We start from the raw sequence: 15137 nt of genomic DNA, 5'->3' as shown, positions 1-15137 counted from the left end.
GCGAGCATTCCCCCGCGGCCGCCAGGCACCGCCGCTGAAGGAGTGACAGATATGTCCGCACCAGCGCCGTCCCCGCTGGCCATCGTCGACGCCGAGCCCCTGCCCCGGCAGGACGAGGTCCTCACCGAAGCGGCCCTCGCCTTCGTGGCCGAGCTCCACCGGCGGTTCGCCCCCCGCCGCGCCGAGCTCCTCGCCCGCCGCGCCGAGCGCCGTGCCGAGATCGCCCGGACCTCCACCCTCGACTTCCTCCCGGACACCGCACAGGTCCGCGAGGGCGACTGGAAGGTGGCGCCGGCCCCGGCCGCGCTGAACGACCGGCGCGTGGAGATCACCGGTCCGACGGACCGCAAGATGACCATCAACGCCCTGAACTCGGGCGCCAAGGTCTGGCTCGCCGACTTCGAGGACGCCTCCGCTCCCACCTGGGAGAACGTCGTCCTCGGCCAGCTCAACCTCATCGACGCCTACGAGCGCCGCATCGACTTCACCGACCCGCGCACCGGCAAGGCGTACGCGCTGAAGGCCGCCGACGAGCTCGCCACGGTCGTCATGCGGCCGCGCGGCTGGCACCTGGAGGAGCGTCACCTGCAGTTCGAGGGCGGTCCGGCCTCCGGCTCGCTCGTCGACTTCGGCCTGTACTTCTTCCACAACGCCAAGCGGCTGATCGGCCTCGGCAAGGGCCCGTACTTCTACCTGCCGAAGACCGAGTCGCACCTGGAGGCCCGCCTCTGGAACGAGATCTTCGTCTTCGCCCAGGACTACGTCGGCATCCCCCAGGGCACCGTCCGCGCGACCGTCCTCATCGAGACGATCACCGCCGCGTACGAGATGGAGGAGATCCTCTACGAGCTGCGCGACCACGCGGCCGGCCTGAACGCGGGCCGCTGGGACTACCTCTTCTCCATCGTCAAGAACTTCCGTGACGGCGGCGAGAAGTTCGTCCTGCCGGACCGCAACGCGGTGACGATGACCGCTCCGTTCATGCGCGCCTACACCGAACTGCTGGTCCGCACCTGCCACAAGCGCGGCGCGCACGCCATCGGCGGCATGGCGGCCTTCATCCCGTCCCGCAAGGACGCCGAGGTCAACAAGGTCGCCTTCGAGAAGGTCAAGGCCGACAAGGACCGCGAGGCGGGAGACGGCTTCGACGGCTCCTGGGTCGCCCACCCCGACCTGGTCCCGATCGCGATGGCCTCCTTCGACGCGGTGCTCGGCGAGAAGCCGAACCAGAAGGACCGGCTGCGCGAGGACGTCTCGGTGGCCCCCGGCGAGCTCATCGCGATCGACTCCCTGGACGCCAGGCCGACTTACGAGGGCCTGCGCAACGCGGTCCAGGTCGGCATCCGCTACATCGAGGCGTGGCTGCGCGGCCTCGGCGCCGTCGCCATCTTCGGTCTGATGGAGGACGCGGCCACCGCCGAGATCTCGCGCTCGCAGATCTGGCAGTGGATCAACGCGGGCGTCGTGTTCGAGAACGGCGAGACGGCCACGGCCGAACTGACCCGCAAGATCGCGGCCGAGGAACTGGCCGCCATCCGCGCCGAGGTCGGCGAGGAGGCCTTCACGTCCGGCAAGTGGAAGCAGGCCCACGACCTCCTGCTCCAGGTCTCCCTGGACGCGGACTACGCGGACTTCCTGACCCTCCCCGCCTACGACCAGCTGGTCGGCTGAGACCCGGCTCCGGCCGGAACGCACAGCGGCCGAAGCCCGCCGGCTCCGCCCCCGCCGCCTCACGGCGCGGGGGCGGAGCCGTTTGCGTACCACAACAGGAGGAACCGGCTCCCGAACGACCGGTCGGTCGTTACTCGTTCGTAACGTGACTGTACCTAGCGGTAACAAGTGGGCCCGTGTCACCTTTCCGATGCCACCGGCCGGCGGTACCCCCACTTCCCAGCCACGCGACACAGTCGTCGCCGACTTCGGCGTGGCCGAACGCAGGAGTTCCGCAGTGATCGGATTCCGCAACGTCAACAAGGACCGGAACCGCAACCGGGCGCGACGGCTGGCCGGGGCCACGATGGTCGTGCCGCTCGCCGTCAGCGCGCTGCTGGCCGGCGGCGCCGGAACCTCCGCCGCCAGCCCGGGCACCGGACCCACCGCCGTGGTGTCCATGGGTGACAGCTACATCTCCGGCGAGGCCGGGCGCTGGAAGGGCAACAGCCTGACCAACAGCGGCAGCCGCAACGGCACCGACCGGGGCTGGGTCAGCGGCAGCACCTACGACCCCGCCAGGGTCTACGGGACCACCGTCGGCGGATGCCACCGCTCCGACTCCGCCGAGGTGCGCAGCGCCGGGGCGATCGCCGACGTCGCCGTCAACCTCGCCTGTTCCGGGGCGGTCTCGGACAACGTGTTCCGCGCGTCGAACGGCGGTGTCTCCTACAAGGGCGAGGCCCCGCAGGCCGATCAGCTCGCGGCGGTCGCGGCGAGCCACAACGTCAAGGTCATCGCCCTGTCCATCGGCGGCAACGACCTCGGTTTCGCCGACATCATCACGGACTGCGCGCTCGACTTCGTCCTCTGGAACTCGTACTGCTACGACGACCAGCAGTACGGCGTCGACCAGAAGATCGACGCGGTCATGGGCAAGGTCGGCAAGTCCGTGGACGAGATCCGGGCCGTGATGCGCGCGGCCGGGTACTCCGACTCCTCGTACCGGATCGTGCTCCAGTCCTACCCGTCGCCGATCCCGCGCGGCGCGGAGAACCGGTACACGCAGAGCGACTGGAGCCGCCTCAACACCGGCGGCTGCCCCTTCTGGAACCGGGACTCCGACTGGGCGCGGGACTCGCTCGTGCCGCAGATAGCCAACCGGATCAAGGGCGTCGCGGCCGCCAAGGGCGTGCAGTTCCTGGACCTGCGGGACATGATGCAGGGCCGCGAGGTGTGCGCGAAGGCGAGCAAGCTGGTGAGTTCCACCGTGCCGGCCTCGGCGAAGACGAGCGAGTGGGCGCGCTGGATCGACAACAACGAGTCGCAGGGGCTGATCCAGGAGTCCATGCACCCGAACTACTACGGCCAGCTGGCCGCGGGACGCTGCCTGGCCCTGGTGGTCGCGCAGCCCGCGAGCTCCGGCTTCGGCTTCGGCTGCAAGAACACCGCGGGCGGGGACCACACGGGCATGTTCCTCACCCCGGCCTCCTAGGAGGCCCCTGTACGGGCTCCACCGGGCGAGGCGGCGCCCGGTGGAGCCCATCCGGATGCCCGTCCGGGGCCCGTCGGGATGCCCGTCCGGCGGCCGTCGGGATGCCCGTCCGGGGGCCCGTTCGGGTCAGTGGGACTGCGCGAGCGGCCTCGCGGCGCGAGTCTGGAGTGACGGACGGGGTGACGGACCGCGGGCCCGACGCGGCGCGCCGCATCCGGAGGGAGCGTGATCGGTGTGGCCCGCAACCGCCGCCTGATCTTGAGCACGCCGTCCGAGGTCTGGCGCCTGCTGTCCGACGGCCACCGCTACGGCGAGTGGGTCACCGGGACCCAAGCGGTCCTCGCCGCGGATCCGCACTGGCCGCAGGTGGGGGCCTGCCTCCGGGTGCGGGTCGGCTCCGGCCCTCTCACCCTCGACGACACGTGCGTCGTCCGCCGGTGCGAACCGGAGCGCCGTCTGGAACTGGAAGCGCGGGCGGAACCCTTCGGTGCGGCGCGCATCGCCATGCACCTGGCCCCCTGGGGCGAGAACACCCTGTTCACCCTCGACTGGCACCCCCTGCGGGGACCCGGCACCCGGATGCACGGGTTCCCCGTGGACTACCTCGTCGCCATCCGCAACGGCATGATGCTGACCAAGCTCGCCCGGATCGCGGTTCGCGAGCACGCCGGTGCGCAGGCACCCCCGGGTGCGGCCCGCCGGTGACCGGCCGACGGGGCGTCCGGGGGGACCGGCCGACCGGGGGCGGCCGGGGGCCGCCGTCACGATGCGGGGGCCGTCAGCACCGACAGGATGTTGCCCGCGGGGTCCTTGAACCAGGCGATGGTGGGCATGCCCTCCTCGCCGTGCACGATGCCCTTGGCGTCCGCCTCGAAGCCCTCGTAGCGCTCGAACGCGACACCGCGCGCGGTGAGCTCGTCGACGGCCCGTTCGACGTCGTCCACGGGGAAGTTCAAGATCGTGTAGGTGGCGGGCCGGTAGTCCTCCTTGGGGTAGACCATGACCGTGGTGCCGCCCGCGAGGTCGAGGCGGAGCAGGCCCATCGCCGCGTCCTCGGAGACGCTCAGCCCGAGGGTCGTGCCGTAGAACTCCTTGGCCCGGTCCAGGTCGTCGACCGCGAATCCGCTGAATGCCCTGCTGTTTTCGAACATCGCTGTTCCTTCGGTCCGAGGCACCCCGCTTCCCATGGTCCCTCCGGGACGGCCGTGCGTCGATTCCGCGCTCCGGGGCCCGGCGGAAAAGGGGGTGATCGGCGGGCGGCCGGCTGGCATGCTCGGGCGCATGGCAGCCCGTGGCACACGTCCCAGTCTCTACATCTCCGTCGACATCGAGGCCGACGGCCCGATTCCCGGACCGTATTCGATGATCAGCTTCGGGGCTTCGGTCGCGGGCCGCCAGGACGGCGCCTCGTATACACCCGCCGATCCGGAACAGCAGACCTTCTACCGGGAGTTGCGGCCCGTCAGCGAGGAGTTCGTACCCGAGGCGCTGGCGGTGAGCGGGCTGGACCGCGACCGCCTGGTGCGCGAGGGCGCCGATCCGGCGGCGGCGATGGACGAGTTCCGCGCCTGGGTCCGGGAGGTGTCGGCGGGGGCGCAGCCGGTGATGTGCGGCTACCCGGCTCCCTTCGACTGGACGTTCCTGTACTGGTACCTGATCAGGTTCGGCGGGGACAGCCCCTTCGGCCACTCCGGCTGCCTGGACATGAAGACCCTCTACGCGGCGAAGGCAAGGGTGCCGCTGCGCGCCGCCGTGAAGGGGCGGATGCCACGCGAACTGCTGTCGCGGCGGCGCCACACGCACCACGCCCTTGACGACGCGATCGAACAGGCCGAGCTGATGAGCAACTTGATGCTGTGGCAGCCGCAGGCGCCGGCTCTGGACGCCGACCGGTCTCCGCGCATCACACACCTCTCGTGGGGCCGGATCGAGGCCGAAGGGCTCGCCCCCGGCAAGGACTTCCGGCTCTACCCGGGCGGGGGCCGGCCCTGGGACTGGTCCGAGCACGGTACGCGGCACGATCCCGGCATCGGACCGCAGGAGGTGCGCGAGCTCCTCGACCGCGGGGTGACCGCGGTGGTGCTCAGCCGGGGCATGGAGGGGCGCCTCGGGGTCGTACCGCAGACGCTGGAGGCCCTGCGGGCGGCCGGGGTCGAGGCACACGTGGCGGAGACGGCCGAGGCCGTGGAGATCTACAACCGGCTGGCGCGGGACGGCCGGGTCGGCGGTCTGTTCCACTCGACCTGCTGAACGGCCCGGACCAAGACACGGACACGGCGGCGCGCACGCCACACCCGCAGTGGGTGGCGTGCGCGCCGCCGTGCCGCCCGGACGGAACCGGGCGGGCCCGTACCCGGCGGGACCCGCCAGGGCCGAGCCTCAGTGCACCGGTACCGGATCCGCCGCGGCCCCCGAGGCCGCGCCCTTCCTGGCGCCGAGGTGGTTGAAGGCCAGGTTCAGCAGGATGGCCACCACGCACCCGGTGCTGATGCCGGAGTCGAGGACGACCAGCAGGTCCTTCGGGAAGGCGTGGTAGAAGTCCGGCGCGGCGATCGGGATCAGGCCGATGCCCACGGAGGCGGCGACGATCAGGGCGTTCTCGCCCTTCTCCATGGCCGCCCCGGCCAGGGTCTGGATACCGCTGGCCGCGACCGAGCCGAAGAGGACGATGCCGGCTCCGCCGAGGACCGGCAGGGGGACCACGCCGATGACGGAGGCCGCCATCGGGCACAGGCCGAGCAGGATGAGGATCCCGCCGCCCGCGGCGACGACGAAGCGGCTGCGCACCTTGGTCATGGCGACCAGCCCGATGTTCTGGGCGAAGGCGCTGCACATGAACCCGTTGAACAGCGGGCTGATCGCGCTGCCCAGGGTGTCGGCGCGCAGGCCGCCCTCGATGGTCCTCGCGTCCGCCGGACGGCCGACGATCTTGCCGAGCGCCAGGATGTCGGCGGTGGACTCGGTCATGCAGACCAGCATGACGATGCACATCGAGACGACGGCCGCGACCTGGAACTGCGGAGCGCCGAAGTGGAAGGGGGTCGGGAAGCCGACCACGGACGCGTTCCTGACGGCGTCGAAGCTGGTCATGCCGAGGGGGAGGGCGATGAGCGTGCCGGCGACCAGGCCGAGCAGGATGGATATCTGCTGGAGGAAGCCCCGCAGGAACTTGCGCATCAGCAGGACGATCACCAGGGTTGCGGCTGCCATGCCGATGTTGCGCATGGAGCCGTAGTCGGTGGCGGTACGGTTGCCGCCCTGCGACCAGTTGAAGGCGACGGGCAGGAGCGAGACGCCGATGAGGGTGATGACCGTGCCCGTCACGACCGGCGGGAAGAAGCGGACGAGTTTGCCGAAGTAGGGGGCGGCGAAGAAGCCGACGATCCCGGCGACGATGATCGCGCCGAAGATGACGGGGATGGCGTTCTCCCCCTCCCCCTTGCCTATCGCGATCATCGGGGTCACGCCGGCGAAGGAGACGCCGTTGACGAAGGGGAGCTTGGCGCCGATCTTCCAGAACCCGAGGGTCTGCAGGAGGGTGGCGAGCCCCGCGGTGAAGAGCGAGGCGCCCATCAGGAAGGCGGTCTCGGTGGCAGAGAGTCCGACGGCGGGGCCGACGATCATGGGCGGGGCGACGACACCCGCGTACATGGCGGCCACGTGCTGCAGGCCGCTCGTGAACATCTTCAGCGGAGGCAGGGTCTCATCGACCGGATGCTTTGCCTCCGGTACTGCGACTGCATCTTTGCGAAACCTGGGCGCCTGGGCCACGGCTTCCTCCGTTCGGTTGAACACGCCGGCAGGGACGTGGTGTCTTGGAGGTGGTGCGAAAGCGGTGCGAGTCGAGCCGGTATGCGGTTGTGGGTGGTGCGAATACTTGTCCCAAGGGGTGCGGAAACGATTCGCCCGATCATCGGTTCCGCGCTGTGGTGCGGTTTCGGACCGGCAGGAGCGAGCCGGACCGGTTCGTGGTCCGAACGACACGCCCCGGGGCGCGACGCGCGCGCAGCGGGGCATGGTTGCACGAGTCACCGCTCCCGGGGCGCCTTCGGTCTTCCTCAGGCGCTCCCCGGGAACGGCTGCCCACGGACCCCGCTCGGGTCCGCGGCCGCCGGCCGGGGGCCGTCCCCCCCGGCCGGACTCCGTGGGTTCAGGCCTGCGCGGAGATCCGCGCGAGGCGCTGGGCCTCTTCCCGCGTGGACACGGCGATGGCGTCCTCGTCGGCGAAGAGGAGGCGGTTGTTCTCGACGATCTGCTTGCCGTTGACGAACGACGCGGTGACCGGGGCGGCCGCGCCGAAGACCAGCGCGGTGACCGGGTCGGCGATCGAGGAGTGCAGGAAGGTGCTCACGTTCCACAGCACCAGGTCGGCGCACTTGCCGGCCTCCAGCGAACCGATGTTGTCGGCACGGCCGAGGACCTGGGCGCCACCGTACGTACCGAGGCGCAGGGCCTGGCGCGCGGTCAGGGCGCGCTCGCGGTGGACCGGGTTCAGACGGTTGATCAGCAGCGCGTTGCGCAGCTCGGTGTGCAGCTCACCGGACTCGTTGGAGGCGGTGCCGTCCACGCCGAGGCCGACCGGGACACCGGCGGCGAGCATGTCCGGGACGCGGGCGATGCCGGCGGCCAGACGGGCGTTGGAGGACGGGCAGTGCGCGACACCGGTCCTGGTGCGGGCGAACGCGGCGATGTCGGAGTCGTTCATGTGGACGCTGTGCGCCATCCACACGTCCTCGCCGAGCCAGCCGGTCGACTCGAAGTAGTCGGTCGGGCCCATGCCGAAGAGCTCGTGGCAGAACTTCTCCTCCTCGACCGTCTCGCTGCCGTGCGTGTGCATGCGCACACCGAGGCGGCGGGCCAGCTCGGCGCCCTGCTTGAGCAGCTCGGTGGAGACCGAGAAGGGGGAGCAGGGGGCGACGGCGACCTGGGTCATCGAGTCGAAGGAGGCGTCGTGGAACTTCTTGACGGTCGCCTCGGTGTCGGCGAGCGCGCCTTCGAGGGTCTCGACGGCGTGGTCCGGGGGCAGGCCGCCGTCCTTCTCGCTGCGGTCCATGGAGCCGCGGGCGAGGGTGAAGCGGACGCCCATCTCGGACGCGGCGCGGATGATCGAGCCGGACAGGTCGCCGGAGCCCTTGGGGAAGACGTAGTGGTGGTCCATCGCGGTGGTCACACCGCCCTTGGCCATCGCGGCGAGGGAGCCCTGCGCGGCCGTGTACGTCATCTGCTCGTCGATGCGCGCCCACGTCGGGTACAGCGCGACCAGCCAGTTGAAGAGGTTGTGGTCGGTGGCCAGGCCACGCGTGATCCACTGGTAGAAGTGGTGGTGGGTGTTGACCAGGCCGGGGGTCACGAGGTGCCCGGTGCCGTCGATCCGGCGGACCACGTTGTCGAGGTTCTCGGGGGCGTTGCCCGCGCCGATGGACTCGATCCGGTTACCGGCGATGACGAGGTGACCCGAGGCGTACTCGGTGTCGTTCGCATCGACGGTCGCGATCGCACAGTTCTCGATGACGATGCGCTGGGGGGCACCGTCATGGGCTGCCGTTGCTGCCATGGGACTTCCTCGTGCTTTCAGTGGCGGTGCGGGCACGGCAAGACCCTGGAGGATTGAGTGCCGGAGCCGGGGGCCTTGACAGCTGACAGTACTGCCGCCCCGTGTGATACGTCCGGGTGCCGATTCAGGAAGCTGAGGCGTGTCGCACGGTCCCGGGGCCACTGCGGGGCCCCGGGACGCGCGCACCGCGTCAGAGGTTGGTCATGTCCACGGGGATACGGGCGTCGACGCCGTCCCGGAGCACGGTGGCCTCGATCAGACCGTAGGGACGGTCCGCGGCGAAGTACACCTCGTTGTCGTTCTTGAGGCCGAAGGGCTCCAGGTCGACGAGGAAGTGGTGCTTGTTCGGGAGCGAGAAGCGGACCTCGTCGATCTCGGAACGGTGGTTGATGATGCGCGAACCCATCTGGTACAGGGTCTGCTGCAGCGACAGGGAGTAGGTCTCCGCGAAGGCCTGGAGCATGTGCTTGCGGACCTCGGCGTAGGACTTCTCCCAGTTGGGCATCCGCTGCTCGTCGTCCGACCAGTTGAAGCGCCAGCGGGCCGACACCTGGGTGGCCAGGATGCGGTCGTAGGCCTCCTTCAGCGTCGTGTACTTGTCCTTCACGTAACCCCAGAACTCGGAGTTCGTGGAGTTCATGACGACGAGGTCCTTGAGGCCGGAGACGACCTCCCAGTTCGTGCCGTCGTACGTGATCTGGGTGACGCGGGTCTCCATGCCCTGGCGGACGAAGGAGTGGTTCACCTCGTCGGAGCCGATGAACTTGGAGTTGGCGTCCGAGCTGGCGATCCGGTCCCAGGCGTACTCCTCGATCCGGATGCGCGCGCGCTTGATCGGCTCCTGGCTGGTGACGAACCAGCGCGCCAGGTGGATGCCGAACTGCTCGGCGGACTCGATGCCGTACTCCTTGGCGAACGCGTACACCGTGTTCTTGGTGGTGTCCGTCGGAAGGCAGTTGGCGTTCGAGCCGTTGTAGTGGACGTCGTCCATGTCGCCGGAGAGGGCGACCGAGACGTTCAGGTCCTTGATGTGGTGGGTGTCGCCGTCCCGCGTGATCTTGACTACGCGGTTCTCTGCTTTGCCGTACTGGTTCTGGCCCAGAATGGTGGCCATGCTAGCTCCCTCGGTAAACGGAGTAGCCGAACGGGTTGAGCAGCAGCGGTACGTGGTAGTGCTCGCCCGGGTTCACCGCGAAGGTGATGGTGACCTCGGGGAAGAACGGACCGCTGTCCCTTACGCGGGGGGCGTCCTGCTGTGCCTCGGCGGCTTGCTTCTTGGAGAAGTACGTCTCGGTCTCGAAGTCGAGACGCACGTGTGTGGTGCCTTCCGGCAGCGCCGGCAGATCCTTGCAGCGCCCGTCCGCATCCGTGGCGGAGCCGCCCAGGGCCGTCCACTGCCCGTCGAGGCCCGTACGGGCCGACAGGGAGATGGCGACGCCCTCGGCGGGCTTGCCGATGCTGGTGTCCAGGATGTGCGTGGACACCGACGCCGTGGTCTCGGTGCTCATGGTCACGCTCCTTCTGCGAGTTCGACGAGGCGGGTGAGACGGATCTTGTTGATCTTGACGAGCTCGCCGCGGGCGATCTCCCGCTCCTGCTCCGGCGAGTTGTCGATCCGGACCTTGACCGCGTCACGCATGAACTCACCGGTCGCACCGGTGGCGCAGATGAGGAAGACGTGGCCGAACTTGTCCTGGTAGGCCAGGTTCAGTTCGAGGAGCTCGTTCTTGAGCTCCTCCGAGGCGCCGGCCATGCCACGCTGCTCGCGGGCGGAGGTCGGGTCTCCCGGCTTCGGCCGGCCGATCGGCGCGTGGCCTCCCATCGCTTCGCCCAGGTCCTCCGCGGTGAGCTCCGCCATGGCGGCTTCGTTCGCGGCGAACAGGGACTCTGCGGTGGCGAAGGGGCGCTGGGCGAGCATCTTGCTCCCCCACGCCGAACTGGCGCAGACCTCGTGCAGCTCGGCCGTGGCCGCGCTGTCGTCCAAGGTGTTGAACCGGGTGAGACCCGGGGTCGGACTCGAAGTCACGGTAGGCCTCCGTGGCCTGTTGTTGCTTTGACGGGCTGCGCATAGCTAACGCCCTCGACAACACGGCGTCAACACTTTGTTGAAACTTCCCGTACACAAAAGCCGCCGCCCGGGTGAATTGGGCGGCGGCTCGTCACCGTGGGTCAGGCTGCCTTCACTCCTGGCTGCCCCTGCCCGTCCGCTTGGGGGCGCCCGCATCCCGGTTCAGGTAGTTGTAGACGGTGAAGCGGCTGACGCCCAGGGCGCCCGCGACCGTTTCCACGCCGTGCCGCACGGAGAAGGCGCCCCGCGCCTCCAGTATCCGCACGACGTCCTGCTTGGTCTTCCGGTCGAGCTGGGCCAACGGTACGCCGTACCGGCGCTCCAGGGCGGCCAGGATGTGATCCAGCGAGTCCGAGAGCTGCGGCAGGCGCACGGCCAGCACGTCCTGACCCTCCCAGGCGAGGACGACGTCGTCGGGCTGCGCCAGGGCGGGATCCATCAGCTCGCCGCCCATGGCGTCCACCAGCGGCTTGACCGCGGTGACGAAGGGATGGTCGCGGGGCTCGGTCATGACACCTCCTCCCCGATCACGTTGACCTGGAGCGAGACACGCGTGGCGCCGGCCTCCAGGGAGTCGCGCAGCAGCGCCCCCACCGCGGCCAGCACCCGGTCGGCCTCACCCTCGGCGGTGTTGCCGAACGGACCGACGTCCACCGCGTCCAGCTGGGCCTTCTGGATGACCTCGCGGGCCGCCACGGCATGGGCAGGAGCCTCTTCCAGATCGAAGGGCTCGGTCGTGAACTCCACTCTCAATCGCACGTCGTCAAGCTACCCCGCGGTCAGGATTTTCCGGGAGTCCGCACTTGACATCCACGCGGAACCCCATGCAGTCTTCCATCAAGCAGAAAATAACTTCCGCAATACGGAAGGAGCGCACACCCCTCATGGGATACACGGACCAGCGCTTCGATGTGAACCTGTCGATCCTCTTCACGGAACTCCCGCTCCTGGAGCGCCCCGCGGCCGCCGCCGCGGCGGGCTTCACGGCGGTCGAGCTGTGGTGGCCCTGGATCGAGACCCCCACCCCCGCACAGTCGGAGCTCGACGCCCTCAAGAAGGCTCTTGAGGACGCCGGCACCCAGCTGGTGGGACTGAACTTCTACGCCGGCCAGCTGCCGGGCCCGGACCGCGGCGCGGTCTCGGTACCCGGTGAGGAGTCGGAGCGCTTCAACGCCAACATCAACGTGGCCGCGGACTTCGCGGCCTCGGTGGGCTGCAAGGCGCTGAACGCCCTGTACGGCAACCGCGTCGAAGGCGTGGAGCCGGCCGTTCAGGACGAGCTCGCGCTGAAGAACCTGGTCGTGGCGGCCCGGGCCGCGGACCGCGTCGGCGCGATCCTCCTGATCGAGACCCTCAACAAGCCCGAGTCGCCGCTCTACCCGCTGGTGAGCGCGCCGGCCGGCATCGAGGTCGTGGACAAGGTGAACGAGGCCACCGGCCTCGGCAACGCCAAGTTCCTGCTCGACCTGTACCACCTGGCGATGAACGATGAGGACCTCTCCGAAATCATCGAAAAGTACGCCGCCAAGACCGGGCACGTCCAGATCGCGGACAAGCCGGGCCGCGGTGCCCCCGGCACCGGTGAGCTGCCCCTCGAAGAGCTGCTCGACCAGCTGAAGAAGGCCGGATACGAGGGCTACGTAGGCCTGGAGTACAAGGCCGCCGACGCCGCCGCCTCCTTCGCGTGGCTGCCGGCCGGGGCCCGCGCCGCGAAGTAGGCGGACCAAGTCCGGGCGATCAGCCAGGCACCTCACGCACTTTTCGTACGAAGCATTAAGAGAAGGACCCTCATCATGAGCACCCTCCCCAAGATTGCCTGGATCGGTCTCGGAATCATGGGCTCCCCCATGGCCGAGAACCTCCTGAAGGCCGGCTACTCGGTCACCGGCTTCACCCTGGAGCAGGACAAGCTGGACCGTCTGGCCGCCGCCGGCGGCACCGCGGCCGGCTCGATCGCCGAGGCCGTCAAGGACGCCGACGTCGTCATCACGATGGTGCCCGCCTCCCCGCAGGTCGAGGCCATCTCCTACGGTGAGAACGGCATCCTGGAGAACGCGAAGTCCGGTGCGCTGATCATCGACATGTCGTCGATCACCCCGCAGACCTCGATCGACCTCGCGAAGAACGCCGCCGCCAAGGGCATCCGCGTCATCGACGCCCCGGTGTCCGGTGGCGAGGCCGGCGCCATCGAGGCCGTCCTGTCGATCATGGTGGGTGGCGAGCAGGCCGACTTCGACGAGGCCCTGCCGGTCCTGGAGGCCCTCGGCAAGGTCATCGTCCTGTGCGGTCCGCACGGCTCCGGCCAGACGGTGAAGGCCGCCAACCAGCTCATCGTCGCGGTGAACATCCAGGCGTGCGCCGAGGCCGTGGTCTTCCTGGAGAAGTCCGGCGTGAACCTCACCGCCGCCCTGGACGTCCTCAACGGCGGTCTGGCCGGCTCCACGGTCCTGACCCGCAAGAAGGACAACTTCCTGAACCGCGACTTCAAGCCCGGTTTCCGGATCGACCTGCACCACAAGGACATGGGCATCGTCACCGACGCCGCCCGCAACGTCGGTGCGGCCCTCCCGGTCGGCGCGGTCGTCGCCCAGCTGGTCGCCTCGCTGCGCGCCCAGGGCGACGGCGGCCTGGACCACTCGGCCCTGCTCCGTGCCGTCGAGCGCCTCTCCGGCGCTCAGATCTGAGCCCGCCCCCCCCTAAAGGGGACCTGAGTTTCCGGATGGCGCCGGTGCTGACACCTGTCCTGTCGCGCCCAAGCGCCGGCGCCGTCCGGATCACCACTCACCCTTCAACTTCGTTCAACAAACTGTTGACGTTTAGTTCTCGCCGAATTTAGGCTGTTCCGCATGACGGAAGACGCTTTCCGTCAGCAGTTACCCCGTACGGAAGGTCACCATGTCGAAGCGCACGCTGACGACCGAGTCCGGCGCCCCGGTCGCCGACAATCAGAACTCCGCCACCGCCGGCGTCGGTGGCCCGCTGCTGGTCCAGGACCAGCAGCTTCTGGAGAAGCTCGCCCGCTTCAACCGCGAGCGCATCCCGGAGCGCGTGGTGCACGCCCGCGGCTCGGCCGCGTACGGCTACTTCGAGGTGACCGACGACGTCACCGCCTACACCAGCGCCGCGTTCCTGAACACGGTCGGCAAGAAGACCGAGACCTTCCTGCGCTTCTCCACCGTCGCCGACTCGCTCGGCGGCGCGGACGCGGTCCGCGACCCCCGCGGCTTCGCCCTCAAGTTCTACACCGAAGAGGGCAACTACGACCTCGTCGGCAACAACACCCCGGTGTTCTTCATCAAGGACCCGATCAAGTTCCCCGACTTCATCCACTCCCAGAAGCGCGACCCCTTCACGGGCAAGCAGGAGCCGGACAACGTCTGGGACTTCTGGGCGCACGCCCCCGAGGCGACGCACCAGATCACCTGGCTCATGGGTGACCGCGGCATCCCGGCGTCGTACCGTCACATGAACGGCTATGGCTCCCACACGTACCAGTGGACGAACGAGCAGGGCGAGGCCTTCTTCGTCAAGTACCACTTCAAGACGAACCAGGGCATCCGCAGCCTCTCGGGCGAGCAGGCCGCCGAGCTGGTCGGCAAGGACGCGAACTCGCACCAGACCGACCTGCTGCAGGCCATCGAGCGCGGTGTGAACCCCTCGTGGACCCTGTACGTGCAGATCATGCCGGCCGCCGAGGCCGCGGACTACCGCTTCAACCCGTTCGACCTCACCAAGGTGTGGCCGCACGCCGACTACCCGCTGCAGCGCGTGGGCCGTCTGGTCCTCGACCGCAACCCGGACAACGTCTTCGCCGAGGTCGAGCAGTCCGCCTTCTCCCCGAACAACTTCGTCCCGGGCATCACCGCCTCGCCGGACAAGATGCTCCAGGGCCGTCTGTTCGCGTACGCCGACGCCCAGCGCTACCGCCTCGGTGTGAACCACACCCTGCTGCCGGTCAACGCCCCGAAGGCGACGAAGGCCGACAACTACGGCCGCGACGGTGTCATGGCGCTGCGCAACGGCTCGCGCCACGACAAGAACTACGAGCCCAACTCGTACCAGGGTCCGGCCGAGACCGGTCTGGCGCTGGGCGCCCCGAAGGCCGTCTCCGGCTACACGGGCACCCACGAGGCCCCGGCCCACACCAAGGACGACGACTTCTTCCAGGCCGGTGAGCTCTACCGCCTGATGTCGGAGGCCGAGAAGCAGCGCCTGGTGGCGAACATCGCCGGCGGCCTCTCCCAGGTCACCCTCGAAGACGTCATCGAGAAGAACCTGGCTCACTTCCACGCCGCCGACGCCGACTACGGCCGTCGCGTCGAGGAGGCCGTGCGCGCCCTGCGCGACGCCTGAGCCACACAGATGTACCG

15 protein-coding genes are annotated in these 15137 nt (G+C 69.3%); 7 read left to right on the top strand and 8 right to left on the bottom strand.

Annotated features, from left to right (window positions below; translation table 11 throughout):
- Positions 1 to 51: 51 nt before the first annotated feature.
- The 3 genes from aceB (at position 52) to DEJ51_RS27225 (ending at position 3850) form a co-directional block, all read left to right on the top strand.
- The gene (aceB, locus tag DEJ51_RS27235; RefSeq protein ID WP_150260227.1) at positions 52 to 1671 is read left to right on the top strand and encodes a malate synthase A; all 1620 of its coding nucleotides are present in this window, start codon (positions 52 to 54) and stop codon (positions 1669 to 1671) included.
- 346 nt (positions 1672 to 2017) lie between these two features.
- The gene (locus DEJ51_RS27230) at positions 2018 to 3145 is read left to right on the top strand and encodes a GDSL-type esterase/lipase family protein (protein ID WP_411757403.1); all 1128 of its coding nucleotides are present in this window, start codon (positions 2018 to 2020) and stop codon (positions 3143 to 3145) included.
- Positions 3146 to 3379: 234 nt separating this feature from the next.
- Positions 3380 to 3850, top strand: coding sequence for an SRPBCC family protein (locus DEJ51_RS27225; RefSeq protein ID WP_150260225.1), 471 nt, complete (start codon positions 3380 to 3382; stop codon positions 3848 to 3850).
- Between the two features lie 56 nt (positions 3851 to 3906).
- Here DEJ51_RS27225 and DEJ51_RS27220 read toward each other — a convergent pair whose 3' ends face one another.
- The gene (locus DEJ51_RS27220; protein WP_150260224.1) at positions 3907 to 4296 is read right to left on the bottom strand and encodes a VOC family protein; all 390 of its coding nucleotides are present in this window, start codon (positions 4294 to 4296) and stop codon (positions 3907 to 3909) included.
- 130 nt (positions 4297 to 4426) lie between these two features.
- Here DEJ51_RS27220 and DEJ51_RS35765 point away from each other — a divergent pair, with 130 nt between their 5' ends.
- Complete coding sequence (locus DEJ51_RS35765; RefSeq protein ID WP_317852425.1) at positions 4427 to 5395, top strand: MTH938/NDUFAF3 family protein; 969 nt, start codon at positions 4427 to 4429, stop codon at positions 5393 to 5395.
- Between the two features lie 129 nt (positions 5396 to 5524).
- Here the strand turns inward: DEJ51_RS35765 and DEJ51_RS27210 are convergent, their stop codons facing one another.
- The 7 genes from DEJ51_RS27210 to DEJ51_RS27180 all read right to left on the bottom strand — a co-directional run bounded on the left by DEJ51_RS27210 (position 5525) and on the right by DEJ51_RS27180 (position 11526).
- Positions 5525 to 6916: a nucleobase:cation symporter-2 family protein gene (locus DEJ51_RS27210; RefSeq protein ID WP_150262180.1), complete on the bottom strand. Its 1392-nt coding sequence runs from the start codon at positions 6914 to 6916 to the stop codon at positions 5525 to 5527.
- A 379-nt stretch (positions 6917 to 7295) separates the two neighbouring features.
- Positions 7296 to 8699: an 8-oxoguanine deaminase gene (locus DEJ51_RS27205; protein WP_150260223.1), complete on the bottom strand. Its 1404-nt coding sequence runs from the start codon at positions 8697 to 8699 to the stop codon at positions 7296 to 7298.
- A 190-nt stretch (positions 8700 to 8889) separates the two neighbouring features.
- A complete protein-coding gene (gene pucL / locus DEJ51_RS27200; RefSeq protein WP_150260222.1) occupies positions 8890 to 9813 on the bottom strand; it encodes a factor-independent urate hydroxylase in 924 nt (307 codons plus the stop codon).
- A 1-nt stretch (position 9814) separates the two neighbouring features.
- Complete coding sequence (gene uraH / locus DEJ51_RS27195) at positions 9815 to 10207, bottom strand: hydroxyisourate hydrolase (RefSeq protein WP_150260221.1); 393 nt, start codon at positions 10205 to 10207, stop codon at positions 9815 to 9817.
- 2 nt (positions 10208 to 10209) lie between these two features.
- Positions 10210 to 10725 carry a 2-oxo-4-hydroxy-4-carboxy-5-ureidoimidazoline decarboxylase gene (gene uraD / locus DEJ51_RS27190; protein WP_150260220.1) on the bottom strand — a complete coding sequence of 172 codons (516 nt, stop codon included), beginning with the start codon at positions 10723 to 10725 and terminating at the stop codon, positions 10210 to 10212.
- Between the two features lie 154 nt (positions 10726 to 10879).
- Complete coding sequence (locus DEJ51_RS27185) at positions 10880 to 11278, bottom strand: helix-turn-helix domain-containing protein (RefSeq protein ID WP_150260219.1); 399 nt, start codon at positions 11276 to 11278, stop codon at positions 10880 to 10882.
- On the bottom strand, positions 11275 to 11526 hold the full coding sequence (locus tag DEJ51_RS27180) for a thiamine-binding protein (protein WP_150260218.1): 252 nt from the start codon (positions 11524 to 11526) through the stop codon (positions 11275 to 11277). The genes DEJ51_RS27185 and DEJ51_RS27180 overlap by 4 nt, the downstream gene beginning before the upstream one ends.
- A 125-nt stretch (positions 11527 to 11651) precedes the next feature.
- Between DEJ51_RS27180 and DEJ51_RS27175 the strand changes: the two genes are divergently transcribed.
- The 3 genes from DEJ51_RS27175 to DEJ51_RS27165 all read left to right on the top strand — a co-directional run bounded on the left by DEJ51_RS27175 (position 11652) and on the right by DEJ51_RS27165 (position 15120).
- Positions 11652 to 12485: a TIM barrel protein gene (locus tag DEJ51_RS27175; RefSeq protein ID WP_150260217.1), complete on the top strand. Its 834-nt coding sequence runs from the start codon at positions 11652 to 11654 to the stop codon at positions 12483 to 12485.
- Positions 12486 to 12560: 75 nt separating this feature from the next.
- Positions 12561 to 13451 carry a 2-hydroxy-3-oxopropionate reductase gene (locus tag DEJ51_RS27170; protein WP_150260216.1) on the top strand — a complete coding sequence of 297 codons (891 nt, stop codon included), beginning with the start codon at positions 12561 to 12563 and terminating at the stop codon, positions 13449 to 13451.
- 211 nt (positions 13452 to 13662) lie between these two features.
- Complete coding sequence (locus DEJ51_RS27165; RefSeq protein ID WP_150260215.1) at positions 13663 to 15120, top strand: catalase; 1458 nt, start codon at positions 13663 to 13665, stop codon at positions 15118 to 15120.
- Positions 15121 to 15137: the final 17 nt, after the last annotated feature.

It is taken from the genome of Streptomyces venezuelae (assembly GCF_008642275.1).
In the GTDB taxonomy this organism is placed as follows: domain Bacteria; phylum Actinomycetota; class Actinomycetes; order Streptomycetales; family Streptomycetaceae; genus Streptomyces; species Streptomyces venezuelae_E.
The sequence above is the reverse complement of the archived record's forward strand: the minus strand, read 5'-3'. Positions and strand labels throughout refer to the sequence as shown.